At 72.4% G+C, this 20,908-nt stretch carries 17 protein-coding genes and 1 pseudogene; 6 read left to right on the forward strand and 12 right to left on the reverse strand.

The window, feature by feature from the left end; all coding sequences use genetic code 11:
* Positions 1-271 precede the first annotated feature (271 nt).
* From J2S44_RS00650 to J2S44_RS00665, 4 genes and pseudogenes are all read right to left on the reverse strand, one after another.
* On the reverse strand, positions 272-1,846 hold the full coding sequence (locus J2S44_RS00650; RefSeq protein WP_310407810.1) for a caspase family protein: 1,575 nt from the start codon (positions 1,844-1,846) through the stop codon (positions 272-274).
* Positions 1,843-2,286, reverse strand: a complete 444-nt coding sequence (locus J2S44_RS00655; RefSeq protein WP_310407812.1) for an effector-associated constant component EACC1 — start codon at positions 2,284-2,286, stop codon at positions 1,843-1,845. The genes J2S44_RS00650 and J2S44_RS00655 overlap by 4 nt, the downstream gene beginning before the upstream one ends.
* A gap of 81 nt (positions 2,287-2,367) precedes the next feature.
* Positions 2,368-3,123 carry a hypothetical protein gene (locus J2S44_RS00660; protein WP_310407814.1) on the reverse strand — a complete coding sequence of 252 codons (756 nt, stop codon included), beginning with the start codon at positions 3,121-3,123 and terminating at the stop codon, positions 2,368-2,370.
* Between the two features lie 370 nt (positions 3,124-3,493).
* Positions 3,494-3,921: pseudogene (locus tag J2S44_RS00665) on the reverse strand (DDE-type integrase/transposase/recombinase); the annotation flags it as partial.
* 321 nt (positions 3,922-4,242) lie between these two features.
* Between J2S44_RS00665 and J2S44_RS00670 the strand changes: the two are divergent.
* The 4 genes from J2S44_RS00670 to J2S44_RS00685 all read left to right on the forward strand — a co-directional run bounded on the left by J2S44_RS00670 (position 4,243) and on the right by J2S44_RS00685 (position 10,168).
* On the forward strand, positions 4,243-5,517 hold the full coding sequence (locus J2S44_RS00670; protein ID WP_310407816.1) for an ArgE/DapE family deacylase: 1,275 nt from the start codon (positions 4,243-4,245) through the stop codon (positions 5,515-5,517).
* A 320-nt stretch (positions 5,518-5,837) separates the two neighbouring features.
* On the forward strand, positions 5,838-6,863 hold the full coding sequence (locus tag J2S44_RS00675) for an SMP-30/gluconolactonase/LRE family protein (protein ID WP_310407819.1): 1,026 nt from the start codon (positions 5,838-5,840) through the stop codon (positions 6,861-6,863).
* Positions 6,864-6,892: 29 nt separating this feature from the next.
* On the forward strand, positions 6,893-8,533 hold the full coding sequence (locus tag J2S44_RS00680) for a PQQ-dependent sugar dehydrogenase (RefSeq protein WP_310407821.1): 1,641 nt from the start codon (positions 6,893-6,895) through the stop codon (positions 8,531-8,533).
* A gap of 246 nt (positions 8,534-8,779) precedes the next feature.
* Positions 8,780-10,168, forward strand: a complete 1,389-nt coding sequence (locus J2S44_RS00685; RefSeq protein ID WP_310407822.1) for a glycoside hydrolase family 62 protein — start codon at positions 8,780-8,782, stop codon at positions 10,166-10,168.
* 80 nt (positions 10,169-10,248) lie between these two features.
* Here the strand turns inward: J2S44_RS00685 and J2S44_RS00690 are convergent, their stop codons facing one another.
* Positions 10,249-11,001 (reverse strand): glucose 1-dehydrogenase, encoded by a 753-nt coding sequence (locus J2S44_RS00690; protein ID WP_310407825.1) that lies wholly within the window; start codon positions 10,999-11,001, stop codon positions 10,249-10,251.
* A gap of 254 nt (positions 11,002-11,255) precedes the next feature.
* On the opposite strand from J2S44_RS00690, the gene J2S44_RS00695 reads away from it, so the two are divergent.
* Positions 11,256-12,827: a GMC family oxidoreductase gene (locus tag J2S44_RS00695; protein WP_310407828.1), complete on the forward strand. Its 1,572-nt coding sequence runs from the start codon at positions 11,256-11,258 to the stop codon at positions 12,825-12,827.
* Between the two features lie 271 nt (positions 12,828-13,098).
* On the opposite strand, the gene J2S44_RS00700 is transcribed toward J2S44_RS00695, so the two are convergent.
* The 7 genes from J2S44_RS00700 to J2S44_RS00730 all read right to left on the reverse strand — a co-directional run bounded on the left by J2S44_RS00700 (position 13,099) and on the right by J2S44_RS00730 (position 20,211).
* Complete coding sequence (locus J2S44_RS00700) at positions 13,099-14,190, reverse strand: glycosyltransferase (protein ID WP_310407830.1); 1,092 nt, start codon at positions 14,188-14,190, stop codon at positions 13,099-13,101.
* A complete protein-coding gene (locus J2S44_RS00705; RefSeq protein WP_310407831.1) occupies positions 14,190-15,095 on the reverse strand; it encodes a phosphodiester glycosidase family protein in 906 nt (301 codons plus the stop codon). Before J2S44_RS00705 ends, J2S44_RS00700 begins: the two co-directional genes overlap by 1 nt.
* Positions 15,092-16,888, reverse strand: a complete 1,797-nt coding sequence (locus tag J2S44_RS00710) for a carbohydrate-binding domain-containing protein (RefSeq protein WP_310407835.1) — start codon at positions 16,886-16,888, stop codon at positions 15,092-15,094. The genes J2S44_RS00705 and J2S44_RS00710 overlap by 4 nt, the downstream gene beginning before the upstream one ends.
* On the reverse strand, positions 16,885-17,652 hold the full coding sequence (locus J2S44_RS00715) for a VTC domain-containing protein (RefSeq protein WP_310407838.1): 768 nt from the start codon (positions 17,650-17,652) through the stop codon (positions 16,885-16,887). Before J2S44_RS00715 ends, J2S44_RS00710 begins: the two co-directional genes overlap by 4 nt.
* Positions 17,649-18,251 carry a DUF4956 domain-containing protein gene (locus J2S44_RS00720; protein ID WP_310407841.1) on the reverse strand — a complete coding sequence of 201 codons (603 nt, stop codon included), beginning with the start codon at positions 18,249-18,251 and terminating at the stop codon, positions 17,649-17,651. The genes J2S44_RS00715 and J2S44_RS00720 overlap by 4 nt, the downstream gene beginning before the upstream one ends.
* 665 nt (positions 18,252-18,916) lie before the next feature.
* Positions 18,917-19,330 (reverse strand): ADP-ribosylation/crystallin J1, encoded by a 414-nt coding sequence (locus J2S44_RS00725; protein WP_310429432.1) that lies wholly within the window; start codon positions 19,328-19,330, stop codon positions 18,917-18,919.
* 398 nt (positions 19,331-19,728) lie between these two features.
* Positions 19,729-20,211 carry a GNAT family N-acetyltransferase gene (locus J2S44_RS00730; protein ID WP_310407842.1) on the reverse strand — a complete coding sequence of 161 codons (483 nt, stop codon included), beginning with the start codon at positions 20,209-20,211 and terminating at the stop codon, positions 19,729-19,731.
* A gap of 103 nt (positions 20,212-20,314) precedes the next feature.
* Between J2S44_RS00730 and J2S44_RS00735 the strand changes: the two genes are divergently transcribed.
* Positions 20,315-20,788, forward strand: a complete 474-nt coding sequence (locus tag J2S44_RS00735) for an SRPBCC family protein (protein ID WP_310407845.1) — start codon at positions 20,315-20,317, stop codon at positions 20,786-20,788.
* Positions 20,789-20,908: the final 120 nt, after the last annotated feature.

Here is a 20,908-nt window from a genome sequence, read left to right on the forward strand (position 1 = left end):
AGGTGATATGGGCCTGGGCATCGACTTCGACGCCCAGGTCATCTACGGAGCGGGCCGGGATGAAACTGAGCGGGAAGGAGGGCGAAATCGAGGGTGGCGGTCGGCATCATCACCGACCAGAGGCTCCAGCGGATGTACGCGCACCGTGCCGGCTCGCCGGGCGCACCATGCCCGACGGCCGCACCGGCCGCCGGCCGCCGGCGATCAGTGACGTTGCCACCGCCGGCCGACCTGATCGGTCAGGGAGCCGAAACTGCGGCGGCCGGTCAGGTCAGGTCGGGCCGGGCGCGCGGTCCGGGCCGCGGCGGAAGGCCGGGCCGGCGAAGTGGGCGAGTGCCAGGTCGGTCTGGTCGCGCGGCGTCGTGAAGACACGCAGGTCGGCGATCACGTAGCCGCCGTACCGGGAGGAGTAGTTGATCTCTTCGGGCGTGCGGATCTCGGAGTAGCCGGGCTTGAAGGACACGCAAAGGTGGTCCTGGGACACCCATACCCGTTCCAGTTGCTGCCAGAGCAGGTAGTACTCGTCCCGTCCGTCGACCACCCGGAATCCGTTGCGATCCAGGCGGATCTCGTACCGGCGCAGCACCTCCGCGGCGTACCGGACGACCAGCCTTCCCGCGGCGCGGGCCGCGACCACCAGAAGGATGAGCAGCAGCGGATAGCCGGGAAGGAACGCGTCGTCCGGCTCGCGCACGCTCCACAGGCCGAGGACGGAGCCGTTCTTGACCCTCGGATTGCAGGACACGATCAGCCCGGCGATCGCGATCAGGAGGATCGCGCGCCGGGTCCAGGTCAACCCCGAGTCGCTCACCATCCCGATCGCGCCGACCACCAGGAAGATCAGCAACAGCGCGGGCACCGCGGCCAGGTACACGGCGACGTACGCGTCGCCGCCGACGTACGCGTTCCCGGCGACGGAGACCACCGTCCAGACGATCAGCGCGCCCAGGACCGGCGCGGCCAGCGACCACCAGTCGGGGGCATACCGCCGGAAGTGCAGGGGATGCAGCGGGTTCCGCGGCCGGCGCAACACCCGCGGCGGCTCCACCGGCGTGGGAAGCACCGCCGTAGCCGCCGCCCGGGGCTCCACCGTGTGCGGCGGCGCGGTGGAATCGGCCGGGCGCAGCACGAGATCGCCGGCGCCGTTGGTGGTGCGCTGCTGCGGACGCGGCCAGCCACGGCCGGGCAGCACCGCGGCCAGGTGCCGGTACGCCCCGGTGAGCGTCAGATCGTCGCCGGTCGCCGGCTCGCGCAGCATCCTGATCAGCTCGCCGGTGAACGCGGTGTAGTCGTCGCCGGGCGGGGCGAGCGCGAGCGCGTTGCCCGAGGTCGCGGTCAGCGTGTAGGTGCCCTCGACCCGGGTGCTGTCCGCGACCAGCGACTCGATCTCCGCGTTCGACATCGCGGAGATCGCCACGCCGGAGAAGCAGCAGTCCAGGATCAGCACCCGGATCCGTGCCGGGCTCTCCCGGATCGCGCGGCTGACCAGGGCGAACGGCAACGCGGAGACGCTCAGCCGCTCGGGCCGCGGGTCGGTGCCGTGCAGTGCGAGGTACAACTCGCCGTTGTCGTCCAGCAGCCCGTGCCCGGCGAAATAGACGAGCAGCAGGTCCTCCGCCTCCTCGGCGCGGTCGAGCAGCGTGATCGCGACCTCTTGCTGGCTGGCCGCGTCGAGCAGCTCGGTGATGCCGTCCGGGGCGACCAGCCCGACCGGTGGGCCGGAGAGCACGCGCGCCAACTCGACCAGGTTGTTGGTGACCGAGCCCAACGGCGGCAGCTGTGGTGAGCGATGCCCGACCGTGCCGATGAGAACCGCGACGGACCGATCCGGATCCGGCCGGCTCACCGCGGCTCGTCCACCCGGCCGGGCCCGTCCAACCGCCGGGGCTGATCGGATCCACCGAGCTCGGCCGGCCGGCTGCGCGGCTCGTCGAGCCGGTCCACCGCGGCGTTGATGATCGCGGCGATCTGCCGTTCGTCGCGCGCGCGGGCCACGTCCAGCTCGATCGACCAGCGATCGGTCACCTCGATGCGGACCGTCACGTCCGGCCGGCGTGCATTCAGCCACCCCGCCACCGACTGGATCAGGACCGCGACCGCGCCGCCGCTGCCCAGCGCGACCAGGAGCACCTCGGCTGCGGTGCCCATGGTGCCCGGATCCGGCACTCCCCCGGCACCGACACGGCCCCGGAACTCGGGCTCCCGCTTCAGCCAGCGGGCAAGGTCGCGCCGCCCGTCGGCGGACGGCTGATCCGAGCTGACCGCGAGAATGACGGCGTGCGGCATCGAGCGCTCCTCCCCTGAGATCGCCCTTCGTTTATATCGTGACCCGTCAACGTCACCGGCCGACGGCGTGGATCCGGACGATCAGCATGGATCCTGTCCGCGTTCGGCCAGGAAGCGCCGATACAACTCGCGTGCCGTATCGCGCCGTCCGTTGCCGGATCCGTTCAGCCCTAGGCTGGTCCCGCACAGCGCGGCTACCAGCGCCGCGTTGTTGACAGTCACCAGGTCATCTGGCGGCTCCGCCCGGAGCATGCGTTCCCAGACGGCTTCGTAGCATTCCCGGTGTCGCGCCACCCAGGACAATGACCAGTCGAGGAAGTCCTGTCCGGTGTCGCGGATGCCGCCTTCGAGGGCGACCGTGAGGATCGTCCCCGGTTCCGCGCCGTGCAGCACGATACGCGCGTGATGGCCGCACCCGTCGTCGGCGATCCGCCAGGTGCCGTTCAGTAGCCTCTCCAGCAGTGCATCGTCGTCCACCTCGAAGTAGCCGTCGGCATCGACGTCGACCCCTCCTGCGGCCACCTGACGGTGCACCGCGGCCATGCCGGGAAAAGGGCGGCGCAGACTGGCGCGTTCGGTGGCGGACAGGTGCGCCGGAAAGGTCCTTATGCCGAACAGCGGACCGGCGCCGCCGTTGCCGTACGCGGTGAGGTAGGTGCGGTAACCCGCCGGAAGGGCGTAGCCGAGGTCCTGTTCCAGGGTTGCGACCGGCTCCTCGCCCAGCGGCGGCTGGACCTGCCAGTGGTGGCGCTTCGCTCCGAAGACGTCGCGACCCCGGTCAAGCCGACGTAGGACCTCGACGTGCTCGAGGAACGGCATCAGTCGCGGATCGTCCACCTGCGCGGTCCTTTCTCGGTGTCCCCCGGAAGACCGTCGGTCGTCGCGAACGGTCAACCATTGTGGCTCTTCGAGGTTGAGCAGTGTTGGCGGCCGGCGGCGATCCGGACATGGAGGGCGCCAGACAGCTCCGGACAACCACCTTGGTCCCGTCCGCACGAACGTGGCACCGCCGCAGCTCAGGTGGTCACACCGGTGCCATTTTCCGCCGGACGGGACACCTGGTCACGTATCGTCGTCTGCGCATCACCGCAGTGGATGGCCACCGTCAACGCCGACGACCTTCCCGCCCTGCACAGCTTCGTCCACGGCCTCCGCAAAGATCTACCGGGATTGCCCCGGGTTCAGTTGATTCGCGGGCTTGAGTGGTTCAGGCCGCGGTTGTGTGCCTGTTGATTGTCTCGAACTCGATCGGGGTGAGCCTGCCGAGGCGGGCCTGGCGGCGCCGGCGGTGGCAGGCCCGCTCGATCTAGGTCACGATCGCCAGATGTAGCCCCTGGTGGGTCTGCCACCGCTGCCGATCGAGGACGTTCTTTCCAGCAGAGCGAGGAACGACGCCATCTCGGCATTGTCGCCACACGCACCGACCCGGCCCATCGAACCGACTGAACCGTTGCGGTGCAGTGCTTTGACGAACTTCCGGGATCGAAATTGGCTGCCCCTGTCCGGATGCACGGTCGTGCCGGCCGGCGCCCGCAACCTCACCGCGTGACGCAACGCCGCGACCGCCAACGACGCTTTCATCTGCCAATCGATCGAGTAGCCGACGTTCCTCGCACAGAGGTAGAGCGTGCCCTCGCCGGCGCTTCCGGTCGGACAGGTGCGGTTGCGGTGGTGGTGCCGTCCGGATCGTGACAGCGGCGGGACGCCGGCCGGTCGAACCGGCGGGGGCGGTCGGCCTGAGGCGCTCTGGCCCGTCGGATCGAAACGCCCAGGTGGCCGATTGTGGCGCGTGAACGGCCGGTGGGTTCAGCGGCATCGGCGGGGCGGCGGCGTGCCGCGGACGCGTAATAGTGGCCCGGAGGACCGGGGGGAGGGCGTCGCGGTGATTGCTCGCGGGGTCGGGCGGACGTAGGCTTCCGGCCTGCCGGGATGTCATCTGCCGCGGGGAGTGTCGCGATGCCGTCGACGATCAGCAGCGTGGAAGCGTCCGCGCTGGCAGCCGTGGACGAGACCGCTGTTGCGCGCGCGGTGCTGGACCTGCTTGCCGTTCCCAGCGTGACCGGCAGCCCGGCGGAGTCCGAGTTGCAGCACCGGCTCGCGCGCCGCCTGGAGCTGATGGACCTGGACGTCGATCTGTGGTCGCTGGACCTGTCCGCGCTGCAGGCCGACCCGGACTTCCCGGGCGGTGAGGCGCCGCGTACCGAGGGCTGGGGCCTGGTCGGCAGCGAACGCGGCCGCGACGACGGGCCGACGCTCGTCCTTCAGGGGCACGTCGACGTCGTGCCGCCGGGTGATCCGGCGCAGTGGGCCGGTGACCCGTTCCGGGCCCGGGTGGCCGGGGACGTGGTGCACGGCCGGGGCGCGTGTGACATGAAGGCCGGCGTGGTGGCGATCCTCGCGGCGCTGGAGGCGATCCAGCGGTCGGGCGTCCGGTTGCGCGGGCGGGTGGCGACCCACTTCGTCGTCAGCGAGGAGGACGGCGGGCTCGGCGCGTTCGCCACCCTGCGGCGCGGGCACACCGGTGACGCGTGCATCATCACCGAGCCGACGAGCGGCGCCATCATGATCGCGAACGCGGGGGCGCTGACGTTCCGCATCGCGGTCCCGGGCCGGGCGACGCACGGCAGCACCCGCTACGCCGGGATCAGCGCGATCGACGCCTACCTGCCGATCCACGCGGCGCTCGCCCGACTCGAGGCGCGCCGCAACGCCGACCCCGGCCCGCTGATGGCGGAGTACCCCATCCCGTACCCGCTGTCGGTCGGCACGGTGCGGGCCGGTGACTGGGCGAGCAGCGTGCCGGACCTGCTGGTCGCGGAGGGACGGCTCGGGGTACGCCTGGACGAGGACCCGGCCCGTGCCCGGGCCGACCTGGAGGAGTGCGTCGCCGAGGCGTGCGCCGGCGACCCGTGGCTGCGCGAGCACCCGGCCACGGTGACCTGGCCGGGCGGGCAGTTCGCCAGCGGTCGGCTGCCGGCCGGGCACCCGCTCGCGGCCGTGGTCGGCGACGCGCACGCCGACGTCACCGGCAGGCCCCGGCCCGCCGAGCGGGGCGCACCGTACGGCAGTGACCTGCGGTTGTACGCCGGTGCCGGCATTCCCACGCTGCAGTACGGCCCCGGCGACGTCCGGCACGCCCACAGCCCGCAGGAGCAGGTGCGGCTGACCGACGTCGTGACGGTCACCCGCGCCCTGATCCTGGCCGTCCTCCGTACCGTCGGCACCGCCTGAACCGCTCGGCGCCGCGGTGCGTCACCGGCGGCGAGGTGCGCCCGGCTCGGTCGCGGCGACGGTCAGCCGGGTGGTCGTGCTGGCCGTCGGTGTCGCCGCCCGGCGTCGAGCTCGGCTCGCTCGACCCAGGACCGCCGACCGGAGCAGCCCTCACGGGCATCGGACCATGGTCGACGAGCCCCGGTGGAAACCTCTGGTCGCCGGTGGCCGAGTTCGTGGGGCCGATGACTCGCGACCGGCGGTGATCGCGCGAGCGACCGGATCCGGCTCCGGGTGACGTCTCGCGGGCGCCGCCGTCCGGTACCGGTTACAGTTCATTCATGAACGTCGATTCCATTGCCGCGCCCGGGCGGGCCGTGGCACGTGCCGCGGCCGTGTGCCTTCTGCTCGTCGCGGTGCCTGCCGCGCCGGCCGCCGCCCGGGAGGGTCCCGCGGGGGCGCCGCCGGGAGTCTGCCCGGCCGGCATCCCCACCGAGCCGCCCCTGCCCGGTCCCGCGAGCTCCGCCACCCGGCTCCAGGGTGGCTTCGCGTTCCTGGAGGGTCCGGTGTGGATCGCCGAGACCGGCCACCTGCTGGTCTCCGACCTCGGCGCCGCCGCCGGGCCGGAGCAGGTGCAGCCCTCGGCGATCCGGCGGCTGGCCCCGCCGGCCGCGGCCGAGCCGTTCGTCACCGCCTCCGGCAGCAACGGGCTGGCGCTGAGCCCGGACGGGCAGCAGATCATCGCCGCCACCCACGACAACCGCGGTGTGTCCGCGTTCCGGCTGAGCGACCGGGCCCGCACCGTGATCGCCGCCGACTACCAGGGCCGGGCGTTCAACTCCCCGAACGACGTGGCGGTGCGCTCCGACGGCGTCGTCTACTTCACCGACCCGGACTTCCAGCGGGGCCGCCGGCCAGACGCGATGGGCGGCCGGACCGGGGTGTTCCGGGTGCTCGACGGGCAGGTCAGCCTGGTCGACGACACCGTGCGGCAACCGAACGGCATCGCCCTGTCCCCGGACGGGAGCACGCTCTACGTCGGCGCCTTCGGCGAGAACCGGATCTACGCGTACGCCGTGCGCCCGGACGGCAGCACGGCGGGCCGGACCGTCTTCGCCACCGTCGCGAGCCCCGACGGGGTGACCGTGGACTGCGCCGGGAACGTCTACTGGGTATCGCACCACGCGGGCCGGGTGTACGTGTTCTCCCCGGCCGGAGCCCAGCTCGGCACGATCTCGACCGGCCGGCAGGCCACCAACGCGGCGTTCGGCGGCCCCGACCGGCGCACCCTCTACATCACCGCCGGCAGCACGGGCGACTACGGGATCCATGCCATCGCGCTCGGCGTACCCGGTTACCCGTACTGATCGCCCGGCCGCTCCGAAAGGTGTTCCTCATGCGTACCCTCGCGGCGATTCTGTTGATCCCCGCACTGCTCGCACCCGGTGCCGCCGCGGGCGACACCACCCCGCCGACCGCCCCGGCCGAACTGCGCGTCGACGCGGTCACCTGCGAATCGGCGGTGCTGACCTGGTCGGCGGCCACCGATGACGTCGGGGTCGCCGCCTACGACGTCTACCACGACGGGCAGCTGGTGCGGTCCGTGCCGGGGGACACGACATCGGCGACGCTGCCGGTCGTCGGCGGCGCCACCTGGGGCTGGTACGTCAACGCGCGGGACGCGGCCGGCAACGTCTCGCAGGCGGGTCCCACCGTGACCGTCACCCCGCCGTTCTGTGAAGCGGACCGGGAGGCGCCGACCACGCCGGGTGGGCTGTCCGCCACCGCCACCGGCACCACGGTCGCCCTCTCCTGGGCGGCCGCCACGGACGACGTGGCGGTCACCGCGTACGTCGTCCACCGCGACGGCGAACCGGTCGGCACCGTCACCGGCTCGGCCGCCAACCCGCCCGCGACCTCGTTCACCGACAGCGGGCTGCGCCCGCGGACCGGCTACCGGTACACGGTGCTGGCCCGGGACGCGCAGGGCAATGCCTCCGCGCGGAGCGAACCGGTCGACGTCACGACCGGGGCCGGCTGTGCCGGCCCGGTGTGCGGTGTCGCCGAGGTGACCGCCGAGTCCGACCTGCCGTGGGGGCTGGTGCAGTTGCCCGACGGGTCGGTGCTCTACGGCCGCCGGGACGTCTTCGACATCATGGTCATGAACCCCGACGGCAGCGGCAAGCGCAGCGTCGGCACCGTACCGGACGTGGCGGGCACCAACGGCGAGGGCGGCGTGCTGGGCCTGGCGATCTCGCCGGACTTCGCGACCGACGGATGGCTGTACGTCTATCACACCAGCGCCACGGACAACCGGATCGTCCGGATCCGCTACGACGGGACGCTCCGGACCGAGACGCGCGAGGTGCTCCTCACCGGGATTCCACGCAACAAGTACCACAACGGTGGCCGGCTCCGGTTCGGCCCGGACGGCATGCTGTACGCCGCGGCCGGCGACGGCCAGGATCCCGACCAGGCGCAGGACCTGGCCAGCCTCGGTGGCAAGGTGCTGCGGCTGCACCCGGACGGCAGCGTGCCGGCCGACAACCCGTTCGCCGGCAGCTACGTCTGGAGTTACGGGCACCGCAACCCGCAGGGTCTGGCGTTCGACTCGCGGGGCCGGCTGTGGGAGCAGGAGTTCGGCAACAACGTCATGGACGAGACCAACCTGGTGGTGAGGGGCGGCAACTACGGCTGGCCGGCCTGCGAGGGCACCGCCGGTGACTGTGCCGGGCCCGGGCTGATCGCGCCGGTGCGCACCTACCCGGTCGCGGCGGCCTCGTGCAGCGGCATCGCCGTCGTCCGCGACGTGCTCTACATCGCCTGCCTGCGCGGCACGCGGGTCTACCGGGCGGTGATCAGCGGGGACACGCTGACCGACGTGCAGCAGTACTTCGTCGGCACCTACGGCCGGCTGCGGACCGTCGAACCGTCGATCGACGGCAACCTGTGGCTGACGACCAGCACGCGCGGCGACAAGGACAGCGTCCCCGGCAACAGCGCCGAACGCGTCCTGAAGGTGACCCTCGGCGAGTGAGCCCCGGCGGCCGGCGCACGATCTCGGCGCCGGCCTCGGGTTGCGGTACGCGGCACCGGAGCCGGGACGTCGGGCGGCTTTTGCCTTGATGCGTCAGAAACGCCGTGCGGGAAAGTGTTACGGCGACTGAGCTGCGGCCGTGAGCTGGCTCGATGCTCGTTCGGCCCGCCACTGCCGGAAATCGCGGGCGACCTAACATCGACGATGTTAGATCTATTGCGTCGACGTGAAGGAGAGTGCGCGCCCATGAGAATGTCCAGAGCGGTGACCGCGGCGAGCGTGGCGTTGCTGGCGTCCGCCGCGGTCGGGGTGACCCTGCCGGCCCGGGCGGCGGCCGCGGGCTGCGCGGTGAACTACGCGGTGACGTCGGAGTGGCAGGGTGGCTTCGGCGCGAGCGTGACGATCACGAACCTCGGTGACGCGCTGACCGGGTGGACCCTGAGCTGGTCGTACGGTGCGGGCCAGACGGTCGTCCAAGCATGGAACACGACGCTGACCCAGAACGGATCGGCGGTTACCGCCCGCAACGTGAGCTACAACGGGTCGGTGCCGACGAACGGCACCGTGTCGTTCGGTTTCAACGGGTCGACGACCGGCGGCAACCCGGCGCCGGCGGACTTCGCGGTCAACGGCGTGGCCTGCAACGGAGGCACCACACCGACGACTCCGGCACCGACCACCCCGGCACCGACCACTCCCGCGCCGACCACCCCGCCGCCGACCGGCGGCTGCGCGCTGCCGTCGACGTACCGGTGGAGCTCGACCGGCGTGCTGGCCACGCCGCGGTCCGGGTGGGTGTCGCTGAAGGACTTCACCGTCGCGCCGTACAACGGCAGGCAGCTCGTCTACGCCACCACCCACGACACCGGTACGCGGTGGGGCTCGATGAACTTCAGCCTGTTCACGAACTGGTCGGAGATGGCCTCCGCGAGCCAGAACGCGATGTCCTCGGCCACGGTCGCGCCGTCGCTGTTCTACTTCGCCCCACGCAACCTGTGGGTCCTCGCCTACCAGTGGGGCGGACCGGCGTTCTCCTACCGCACCTCCACCGACCCGACCAACCCCAACGGCTGGTCCGCACCCCAGACACTGTTCTCCGGCAGCATCACCGGCTCCGGCACCGGCCCCATCGACCAAGCGATCATCGGTGACGGCACGACCATGTACCTGTTCTTCGCCGGCGACAACGGCAAGATCTACCGCGCCGGCATGCCGATCGGGAACTTCCCCGGCAGCTTCGGCGCGAACTCCACCGTCGTCATGAGCGACACCACCAACAACCTCTTCGAAGCCGTCCAGGTCTACAAGGTCGCCGGACAGAACCAGTACCTCATGATCGTCGAGGCGATCGGCGCGAACGGACGCTACTTCCGCTCCTTCACCACCAACAACCTCGGCGGATCCTGGACGCCCCAGGCCACCTCCGAGAGCAACCCGTTCGCCGGCAAGGCCAACAGCGGCGCCACCTGGACCAACGACATCAGCCACGGCGAACTGCTCCGCACCAACGCCGACCAGACCATGACCATCGACCCCTGCAACCTCCAGCTCCTCTACCAGGGCCGCTCCCCCAACTCCGGCGGGGACTACGGCCTCCTGCCGTACCGGCCGGGACTGCTGACCCTGCGGCGCTGACGGGCGTGGCGCGGGCCCCGGGTCCGCGCCACCACCGGCCGGTACGCCGGGGAGCGGCCGCTGCCCGGCGTACCCCCTGATCACTGCACGGCCCCGCCGGCCACCACCAGCGTCTGTCCGCTGACCCAGGCGGCCAGGTCACCGGCGAAGTACTCGGCCGCGTCGGCCACGTCGGCCACCGTGCCCGGACGGCCGCCGAGCGGCCGCGTCTCATTCATCTGGTGGAAGGTGTCCCCCACGGTCACATCGGTGAAGACACCGGCCCCGGTGATCGCACTGGGCAGGACGGTGTTGACGGTGATGTCGCGCGGCCCCAGCTCCAGCGCCATGATCTCGACCAGTTTCAGCGCCGCGGCCTTGCTGGACGCGTACAGACCCATTCCCGGATACGGGCTCACCGTCGTGGTCGATCCGATGTTGATCAGCCGGCCACCGTCGGACAGCAGCTCCGCCGCTTTCTGCAGAGTGAAGAAAGCGCCTTTGGTGTTGATGGCGAACAGCCGGTCGAACTCCTCCTCGGTCACCTCGGCCACCGGTTGAAGAATGATCTCGATGCCGGCATTGGCCACCACGATGTCGAGGGAGCCGAACGTATCCACCGCCGCCCGGAACAGCACGTCGATATCCGGCAGCCGCGATACATCAGCACGGACCGCGATCGCGCGGCCACCGGCCTCTTCGATCTCCTTCACCGTACGAAGTGCATTGTCCTGATCGTTGGCGTAGTTGACGACCACGCTCGCACCCAGGCTCGCGTATCGCTGAGCGATCGCCTTGCCGATGCCGCGCGACGATCCGGTTACGACAGCGACCTTACCCGTCAGATCCGTCATTGTTCTACATCCCTCCGAGCTCCTGAGGGCAGAGTGCACGTCGACGAACATGCGTTACCACGGCCGGTCGATCCCAGGCCGGGCGATCCCTCTTGTAGGGCGACGGTCGCTGACCGGCCGTCCTTTTCGTCTCACCCGAAGCCGTGCCGATGCTGAGATTCCCCGGTGAGAGGGGGCCTGGCAGGCCCTGCCTACGGCGCGGTCGAGCTCATAGGTTGAGGTGCGTGCACCGGTGCAACGAAAGGTGAGAGAGCATGAGCAGTGCGGACGTGAACAACGATGAGCTGGCCCTGGACGCCCGGTTCGACGTCATCGTCTGCGGTGCCGGGTCAGCCGGTTCCACGGTGGCGGGACGGCTGGCGGCCGAGACCGGCCTGAGCGTCCTGCTGCTGGAGGCCGGCGGTGACGACGAGCGCGAGAACGTGCGGAATCCTTCGCTGTGGCCGACGAACTTAGGCACGGAGGGGGTGTGGAACTTTCTTACCGAGCCCGAGCCGCAGCTGAGTGGGCAGCCGGCGTATTTCCCGATGGGACGCGGTCTGGGCGGCGGCGGCAGCGTGAACGCGTGCGTGTGGGCGCGGGGGCACCAGGCCGACTGGGACTCCTACGCGCGCGTCGCCGGTGACGACGTGTGGGACTACGAGCACGTCCTGGACATCTATCGCCGGGTGGAGTCCTACCGGGGCGACCCCGATGGACAGGACCCGCGCCGGGGCCGGTCCGGGCCGATGCGGATCCAGCAGTTCCCCGACGACCACGGCTTCTTCGACGCTGTTCAGAAAGCCGCCGAAGGCAACGGCATCCCGCGGGGTGACAGCCTGAACGGCGCGCTGATGGAGCAGCAGGCCGGAACGGCGCGGCGCGATGCCAACATTCACGACGGACACCGGCAGTCCCCCTACCGTTCCTTCGTCGTCCCGCAGCAGGGGCGCGCAAACCTCACCGTGCTCACCGGCGCCGTGGTCGACCGGGTCATCTTCGAGGGCGGCCGCGCCGCCGGGGTCACACTCCTCGACGGCAGGGAACTGCACGCCGAACGGGAGGTGGTGTTGTCCCTCGGCGCGATCAACACGCCTGTGGTGCTCATGCGTTCGGGCGTGGGCGACCGGGAGCACTTGGAGCAGAACGGCATCCTGGTGCGCCGGCACCTACCCGGCGTCGGACGCAACCTGCACGATCACGTCAACGTGCCCCTGGTCTGGGGTGTGCGGGACGGCGCCGATCTGCCCTCCCCGTTGCAGGCCGTCACCGGCATCCTGTGGAACCTGACCGATCCGGAGGGGCCGGCAGTGGTGGTCTACGTGGAGGCCTCAATCAGCGTCTCGCCCGTCATCGCCGCCGACGGCGGCGTACCCGAACAAGGGGTCACGTTCCTGACCGGTGTGCGTCTGCACAGCCGGGGCGAGGTCCGGCTGTCCGCCGGGGACGCCTCGCAGCCGCCGCTGATCCGGACAGGCTGGCTGAACGATCCCGCCGACATCCCCGCGCTGCTGGATGCGGTCGAGCGGGTCAGCGCGATCGCGGACTCACCGGAGCTGGCCGGATACCTGTCCGAGCGGGTGTTCCCGCCCCGGGACGCCGATCGCGAGGCCGTCATCGACTACCTGCGCCGCGGTACGCAGACCTTCTGGCACCAGAGCGGCACGGCAGCCATGGGCCAGGGCGAGGACGCGGTGGTCGACTCCCGGTTACGGGTGCGGGGAGTCAGCGGCTTGCGGGTGGTGGACGCCTCGGTACTGCCGCACGTGCCAGTGGCGAACACGATGGCCCCCAGCGTGGTCATCGGTATGCAGGGCGCCGACTTCATCGCTCAGGACCTCCTCTGATGGCCGTGGCCGCGGCCGGGAGACGATCGGCGGGAGAACCGGCCAGTATCGGCGGCGATACCCCTGTCCCGATGGACCCTCTGCAGGGCCGCGGCAGCGGCTCCGGCCGATTCGGAGAAGCCGCCGTCGTGGGCGCCTCGGTAGCCCCTGTCGGCGAAGGCGCTGCTCAGTGCGAGCAGCGCTCGGCGGCCCGGGTTGCGCCGCCGCCATCGGAAGTTGCGCCGCCCGGCGGCGGTGTCAGCCGAGTTCCTTGTGGATGCGGCGGAACCCGCTACCCGCGGTCGCCGGCCCCGACCGTCGGACGGGCCGGCGTGCCGTCCGGGACCGGGCCGGGCGGGCGGCGGTCGGCGAGGACGCGGCGACGGGCGAACACCACGTGCCGCTGCGCCAGGAAGCTCGCGGCCAGCAGCACGCCCTCGGTCAGAATCTTGGCGGCCAGGGTGGAGCCGGTCGCCGTGGTGAGCACGGTCAGCAGCACCACGTTGGCCGCCAGGAGCACGGCGGCGAGCAGCGCGTAGTCGCGCGCGGCCCGGGCCGGTGGCGCGGCGCCGCGGAAGACGCACCGGTGGTTGACCGTGAAGTTGAGCGTGGCGCTGGCCAGCCGGGCGAGCACGGCCGGGCCGGCGACGCCGCCGGTGAGCGCGGCCAGGGCCAGGAACAGCCCGGTGTCCAGCGCGAACGCCAGCAGCGACGAGGCGCCGTAGGCGAGCAGCGGCCCGTACACCCGGGTGGAGTCCCGCAGCGGCCGGAAGTGCGAGGACGCGTTCCCGGCCAGGTAGACGGTGGCGATCGGCACCTCCGCGATCGTCCACCGGTCGCGGACCGCGCGCAGCAGCAGGCGCTGCTCGTACTCGAAGCGCGCGCCGGGGACCGCGCACAGCCACGGCAGGTGCCGGGCCGGGTAGCCGCGGAGGCCGGTCTGCGTGTCGGCGAGGCCGCGGCCGGTGGCGAGCCGGAACACCGCGCGGGTGCAGGCGTTGCCGAACCGGCTGCGTGCCGGGACCGGGCCGGTGAACCGGCGGGCGCCGAGCACCAGGTCGGCGCCGCCGGACGCCAGCCGGGCGGCGACCGCCTCGATGTCGCCGGGACGGTGCTGGCCGTCGCTGTCCGCGCAGACCACGTCCCGGCCCGGATGGTACGCCCGGACGTGCGCGAACCCGGTCTTCAGCGCCGCGCCCTTGCCGCGGTTGCGGTCGTGCGTGACCACCTCGGCGCCGAGCGCGCGGGCCCGGGCGAAGACGTCGGCGTAGCGGCGCCCGCTGCCGTCGTCGACCACCACGACGTCGTGCCCGGCGAGCCGGACGAGAAGGTCGGTGAGCTTCCCGTCCGGCTCGTACGCGGGGATCAGGATGACCGCGGACATCAGCCGGCCACGTACAGGATGTCGCTGGTGCCGCGTTCCTGACCGCGGCCGAGCGGGTCGTTCACCAGGCCACCATCGAAGATCATCGCGGTGGAGCCGCCGCCGTCCAGGTTGTACGCCACGGACGCGCCCCGGTCCGCGAAGACCCGGGCGAAACCGCTCATGGTCAGGCCCGCGCTGGCGTCGCTGCGACCGTCGACGACCACGAACAGCCAGTGGTTCGCGTCGACCAGCCCGATGCCGGTACGCGGCTGGTTGCCCTGCACCGAGTGGTTGCCGACGTTGGTGTCGATCTCGACGGAGTCGATGCCGGCCAGCACCGCGCCGTTCTCCACCAGACCGGGACCGAACGACAGCGTGTGCCAGACCCCGTCGGCGAGCAGCGCGTCCGCGGTGGTGGCGGTCTCGTCGTAGAGCCGCGCGCTGCCGTCGGTGTGGATCGCCAGTCCCTGCCGGGCGCCCCGGTCGCGGAACGCGACGCCGTTGCGGATCACGATCCCGGTGTCCCGGAACCCGTAGTAGTCACCGTTGATCGCCAGGATCGCGCCGGCCCCGGCCGCGATCTCGGACGGGTTCGCGATGATGTTCTCGCCGAACTGGTCGTTCGCGAACGCGGCCCGGACGATGGTCGCGTCCGTGACCGTGACGTCCGCGACGAAGTACCGCACGGAGCCGGTGTCCACCGTCTCGATCGTGATCGCCGCGGTGTCGCTGGTGTAGCCGGTCGCGGTCGCGGTGCCGGTGCCGGACACGTCGGCCAGGTCGGTGAGCGCGGACGCGTTCGCCACCTCGACGTGGTCGACGACGTACCGGTCGAGCGCCCAGGCGCCGGTGCCGCCGGCGGCCGCGACGAACGCGCCCAGCCCGCCGGCCAGCACCGCCCTGCGGGACAGTCGCCGGGTCATCCGCGCTGCCCTCCGCGGTTGCCGCCGCCCGGGCCGAAGCCGCCGGCCGGCGCCTCACCCGCGGTGGCCGTGGCGATCCGGGTCGCGGAGCCGAGCTCGCCGGCGCCGGCCAGCCCGCCGGTGCTGCCACCGGACGCGGACCCGCCGCGGTAGACCGTGTACTCCTCGCCGCTGGTGATATCGGCGGCGGAGAAGACCAGGTTCTGCAGTTCCTTCGAGGTGGTGAACGTGGCGATCACGGTGCCGTCCGCGTCGGCCAGCTGCAGTGTCGTGCCGGCCGCGATCGTGGAGTCGAACGTGACGGAGACCCAGCCCTGGGCGGAGTCGGCCGACGGTGCCACGGCCATGCCGGAGCTGCCGGCCGCGACCAGCACGCCGCCGGTGACGGTGAGCGTGCCGTTCACGTCCAGCGCGCCGTTGCCCTGGCCGGCCGGGCCGTTGACCACCACGGTGCCGCCGCTGATCGTGGCCGTGCCGTTGGAGTCGAGGCCGTCGCCGTTCGCGTCGACGACCAGCGTGCCGCCGGTGACCGTGACGGAGAAGTCGCCGGCCGCCATCTCACCGCCGGGGCCCCCGCCGCCGCCGGTGGACGTACCGCCGGACGCGTTCAGGCCGTCGTCGGTGGAGACCACGTGCACGCTGCCGGCCGCGACCGTGATGTCCGCCGCCTCCAGCCCTTCGCCGGACGTGCTGACCTCGACCGCACCGCCGTCCACGACCAGGGCGTTCTCCGCGTGTACGGCGTCGTCGCCGGCCGCCAGCGTCACCGTGGCCCCGGACAGGTGCACGGAGCCGTCGCTGTGCACCGCGTCGTCGGAGGCGTCGGCCGCGATCGTGCCGCCCGCCAGCACCGTGACCACGCCGGACTTGACGCCCTTCATCGAGGTGTCGTCGCCGGCCGCCGCGCCGTGCCCGCCACCGGCCGCGACCGTGACCGTGCCGCCGGTGACCACCACGTCGGTGACCGCGTCGACACCGTCGCCGCCCGCGGTGACCGTGACCGTGCCGCCGCCGACCACGACGAAGCCCGCGTCCGCGTCGGTGTCGTTGTCCGCCTTGAGCCCGTCGCCGCCGGCGGTGACCGTGATCGCGCCGCCGGTCACCGACAGGTAGTCCTTGCCGCGGATGCCGTCGTCCGCCGCCTCGACCGTGATCGTGCCGGCGGTGATCAGCAGGCCGTCCTTGCTCGCGATGCCGTCGTTGCCGTTGCCGTGCACGACCAGCGCGCCGTCGCCGGCGACGGTCAGGTCCGCGGCGCTGAACAGCGCCGCGTTCACGTCCGCGTCGGCCGCGTAACCGGAGGTGTCGGAGAGCGTGCTGGTGGTGCCGTCGGCCAGGATCACCACGACGCGCTCGGCGGCGGTGACCGCGATCGCGGCCGTGCTGCTGCTGGAGACGGTGGCGCCGGCCAGCACCAGCGTGACCGTGGCGCCGTCCGCGGCGACCACGATCTGGCCGTCGGTGAGCGTGCCGCTGATCCGGTACGTCCCGGCCGCGGTGATCGTGACCGTGCCGCCGTCGACGGTCACGCCGTCGCCGTCCACGGTCGCGGACGAACCGGTCAGTGCGATCCCGACCGCGGTGGACGCGTCGTAGGCCGCGTCCGCGGTGTGCACCGCCGTGTTCGCCGCGAGCACGGACTCCGCGGTCTGCGCGCCGTCGACGTACGCGGTGGCCGCGGCCGTGTCCGCCGCGGCGGTGGACGAGGCGGCCGTCGAGCAGCCGGTCAGCATCGCACCGGCCAGAACCAGCGACGTCACGGCGGCGACGATCTTCTTACGGGAGGACTTCATGCTCGGCTGCCTTTCAGCGGTGCGGTCAGGTGGTGTGCGGTGGGAACGGGGGCGAGCCGGCGCAGGACCGGCAGCCAGCGGTTGGCGGGCAGGCCGGGCCGGAGCGCGGCCAGGCCGGTGGCGTACTTCGAGACCGGGCACGGGCGGCGGCCGAGCGACCAGAGCACGCGGTCGGCCGCGGAGGCGCCGCCCGCCGACTTGGTCTCGACCACGAACCGGTCCGGCACCCGGCGCGCGGTACCGTCCGGCAGCTCCCAGCCGAGCTCCTCGTCGACGGTCACCCGCGAACCGCTGCCGGGCAGGAAGAGCGTGGTGCGGCGGTAGCGGGTGGTCAGCGCCGGGGACAGGCGCAGCCCGGCGGCGGGGATCCCGGCCGCACCGAGCACCGCCGTGACGTAGGCGAGCCCGTCCGGGGTGAGCGTGGCGGCGTCGTGCGGGATCCGCTCCTTGACCGTGCCACCACGGTTCCCGCGCGTCTTCACCTCGATGAACCGGGCGCCGCTCTCCTCGTACCGCCGGAATCTGATCTTGAACCTGCGCCGCCGGCGGTGGGCCGCGCCGAGGTAGCTGGTCAGCGCCGGCGTGTCCAGGTAGTCGGAGCGGTAGCGGAACGTGCGACGGCCGTCGATCTCCAGGACGCGGGTGTCGTCGCCGAGCCGGTCGAGGAACGCGCTCAGCTCCGCGCCGGAGAGCACGTACTTGCGGTCCACCCGGTGCAGCAGCGCGGCGCGCGCCACCAGCTCGTCCAGCGCGATCGGCGTCACCGCCCGGCCTCGATCCGCTCCAGCGCCGGCCCGCGGTCGGCGACCCGGGCGCGGCGCGGCGGCGCCAGGTAGCGGACCTCCGCGAGCGTGGTGTCGTTGACCAGGTCCACGCTCTTGATCGACACGTGCAGCACGCGCGCGCCGAGCAGCACCTCCAGGTGTGCGGTGAGCGCGGCCTCGTCCGTGTGCGCGGTGTCCAGCCGCAGTGTCCGGGCGCGGTGCCGGCGGAACAGCGCCGGGTGGTCGCCGGCCACCAGCGCGGCCACGACCAGCGCCATCAGCGCGGCGGTCAGCGGCGTGACGGTGCCGCTCAGCCCGGCCAGCAGGCCCAGCGCCAGCGCCGCGAAGTAGTAGGCGACCTCGTGCTGGGCGATCTCGTCCGACCGCAGCCGGATGATCGACAGCACCCCGAAGAGCCCGAGGCCGAGCCCGACGCCGACCGTGGACGAGGCGAGCACCAGGGAGACGGCCAGCACGCCGATGTTGACCCCGAGGAACGCGGCGACGAGGTCCCGGCGGTGGTGGCGGGGGAAGTAGACGGCGAAGACCAGGACGCCGATGGCGACCAGGTCGACCGCGATGACGATCAGCTGTTGCACGGGTCGATCCTTAAGTTCGGATTCATGACCCGTTCATTCAGCGCCCGGACCCTTTGAGCGACCTGTGTCCCGCCCGTGCACCGCCGATGATCTCCGGCGGGACGGCACCGGCCCGGTCACCGCGGGCATCCGCGCCGGTCCCGGCCACGGCGCCGGCCGGAAGTCGTGCCGGCGGCTCCTGACTTGCGTGCGGGTGGCACGCTGCCGCCATGGACGACCGGTTCACGACGATCCGGCGCGGCCGGTGATCGGCGACCGCTGGGGTGTCACCGGCGCGGACGTGTCACGCCGCTACCCGTGCGACGACTTCGTCACCGCACCGGCGCTGGAGGCGTGGCGCGGGATCCGCATACGGGCGCCCGCCGACGCGGTCTGGCCGTGGGTCGCACAGATCCGCGCCGCGCCGTACTCCTACGACTGGATCGACAACCTGGGCCGCCGCTCACCCCGGCGGCTGCTGCACCTGCCGGACCCCCGGGTCGGTGAACCGTTCACCACCGCGTTCGGCCGGCCCCGGGGCCGGATCGTGTCGATCGACCCCGGGCGCCGGCTGACCGGCACGATCATGGGTGCGGTCCTCTCCTACGTGCTGGTCCCGGAACCAGACGGCAGCACGCGACTGCTGTGCCGTCTGCCTCGGCGACCTGGTGATGGCCCGGCGCCAGCTACTCACTCTCCGGAACCTCGCCGAACGGTCCCGGTGAGACCGCCCGGTCCTCGGACGAGGAGACCACCTCGATCGGGCCCACCAGGTGGGCGTTCAGCTCGGGAACGTCCTCGGCCGGGATCCACAGCTCGGCGATCTCCCGGCCGCCGGCCTGGCGGCTCGGGTAGCGGCGGGCGAAGTCGGTGGCCACCCGGAACCGGGTGACGTGGCCGGCGCCGGAGGCCTCCACGTTCCACTCCGCGGCGATCCGCGCGGCGTAGGCCTCGTTCAGGACCGGGTAGAAGATGGGCTGGTCCGGCAGCCGCGGCGGGAACGCGGCATAGCCGGACCGCGCGATCAGGTCGAGTTCGGCCGGGCCGACCGGGCGCCAGAGCGTGGTGGTGCCGTCCGGGTTCTCGACCCGGCCGGCCAGCAGGCGGCCGACCAGCGCGCTGACCGCCGGGTCGGCCGACTCGTCCAGCGACGCGACGAAGACCGCGGTCAGGCCGTCGGCGCCGCGCAGCCAGCGCCAGACGCCGAGGTTCGGGTGCCGCAGCGCGGTGCACGCCTCGGCCGGGGCCAGCAGGGCCAGCGCGCGGTCGAGCGTGGCGGCGTCCAGCGGGTAGGACGCGTCGCCGCCGCGGTGGCCGAGCAGCGTCGCCAGGATGACCGCGGGCAGCAGACCGTCACCGACGTTGATCCGCGCGAAGTCGCCGCCGGGCAGCATGATCGCGTGCGCCATCGGCGGCCGGTAGCCCGGGATCGCCTCCTCGAACCGCCGCCGCGCCGCGCCGATCTGCTCGGCCGTCTCCCACCGCTCACCCTCAACGATCATGCGGACAACCTGATCCAGTACCGCCGGACCACGTCGGGTGCGCCGTCGAGCACGCCGCCGTGCCGTTCGATCAGGCGCGCGGACGCCTCGTTGTCCACCAGGCAGACCAGCAGCACCCGGTCGAGGCCGACCTCGCGGGCGTGCGCCAGCATCCGCCGCAGCGCCCAGCCGCCGAGCCCGCGCCGGCGCGCGGACGGCCGGATCCCGTACCCGATGTGGCCCATCGACGCGGCGGAACCGGACAGCGCGTGACGCAGCGCGATGCCGCCCACGATCTCGGCCCCGTCGACGATCCACCGGTACGTGCTGTCCGGCGCGTTCTCCAGCCGGGCGATCCAGGCAGCGAACCCGGCGGGCGTCTCCGGCCGGTCGACCGGCAGCAGCCCGAAGCCGTCCTCGTGCGCGCCCGGTCCCCACTCCCGGTGCGCGGCCAGCCATTCCGCGTGCAGCGCGGTCGTGGGCGGGATCAGCTCCGGCATGTCGCGACCCTAGACCACGACGGTGACGACGGTCGCGGCGCGCACGACGCCTGCCGCGTCACGAACCGGGCGGGAACGGCCGGGTGAACCGGATAATGGGCGGATGCCCGTGGTCGAGTCGAGCATCACCGTCCCCGTACCGCCGGACGTGGCCTTCGCGGTGTCGCAGACGGTCGCGCCGGTGCGCTACCGCTGGGATCCGTTCGTGCGCCGGCAGTACCTGATGGACGGCGCGGCCCGGCCGGGCAAGGGCGTGCGCACGTTCACCCGGTCCCGGCACGGGCTGAGCATGGTGAGCGAGTACGTGTCGTTCGCGCCGCCGACGAACGTGGGCATGAAGATGGTGCGCGGGCCGTGGTTCTTCGAGATGTTCGCGGGCGGCTGGCGGTTCGCGCCGGCGCCGGGCGAGCCCGGCCACACCGTGGCGACGTGGCGGTACAGCTTCCGCTGCCGCCCGGCCTGGCTCCGCCCGATCGCCGACCGGATCGGCGTCTGGTTGCTGACCAGGGACATCGAGAAGCGCATCAGCGGGTACGCGAGGGGCTGCACCGATCCGGTCGTGCTCGCCTCACTCTGACGCCGGCGCCGCGGTCGCCTCCCTCCCGGGCCTGAGCCGGGCGGTCCGCCGCCGCGAGCACCCGGCCGGCCACCGGAACCGCTCGATGTCGGGGGTACCGGACGGCCGAGCACCGCGAAC

It is taken from the genome of Catenuloplanes niger (assembly GCF_031458255.1).
Lineage (GTDB): Bacteria > Actinomycetota > Actinomycetes > Mycobacteriales > Micromonosporaceae > Catenuloplanes > Catenuloplanes niger.

Coding starts and splice junctions, on each gene's coding strand:
- J2S44_RS00655 (WP_310407812.1), bottom strand. CDS start 2,286: ATGCCGCACGCCGTCATTCTCGCGGTCAGCTCGGATCAGCCGTCCGCC.
- J2S44_RS00670 (WP_310407816.1), top strand. CDS start 4,243: ATGCCGTCGACGATCAGCAGCGTGGAAGCGTCCGCGCTGGCAGCCGTG.
- J2S44_RS00675 (WP_310407819.1), top strand. CDS start 5,838: ATGAACGTCGATTCCATTGCCGCGCCCGGGCGGGCCGTGGCACGTGCC.
- J2S44_RS00680 (WP_310407821.1), top strand. CDS start 6,893: ATGCGTACCCTCGCGGCGATTCTGTTGATCCCCGCACTGCTCGCACCC.
- J2S44_RS00685 (WP_310407822.1), top strand. CDS start 8,780: ATGAGAATGTCCAGAGCGGTGACCGCGGCGAGCGTGGCGTTGCTGGCG.
- J2S44_RS00690 (WP_310407825.1), bottom strand. CDS start 11,001: ATGACGGATCTGACGGGTAAGGTCGCTGTCGTAACCGGATCGTCGCGC.
- J2S44_RS00695 (WP_310407828.1), top strand. CDS start 11,256: ATGAGCAGTGCGGACGTGAACAACGATGAGCTGGCCCTGGACGCCCGG.
- J2S44_RS00700 (WP_310407830.1), bottom strand. CDS start 14,190: ATGTCCGCGGTCATCCTGATCCCCGCGTACGAGCCGGACGGGAAGCTC.
- J2S44_RS00705 (WP_310407831.1), bottom strand. CDS start 15,095: ATGACCCGGCGACTGTCCCGCAGGGCGGTGCTGGCCGGCGGGCTGGGC.
- J2S44_RS00710 (WP_310407835.1), bottom strand. CDS start 16,888: ATGAAGTCCTCCCGTAAGAAGATCGTCGCCGCCGTGACGTCGCTGGTT.
- J2S44_RS00730 (WP_310407842.1), bottom strand. CDS start 20,211: ATGCCGGAGCTGATCCCGCCCACGACCGCGCTGCACGCGGAATGGCTG.
- J2S44_RS00735 (WP_310407845.1), top strand. CDS start 20,315: ATGCCCGTGGTCGAGTCGAGCATCACCGTCCCCGTACCGCCGGACGTG.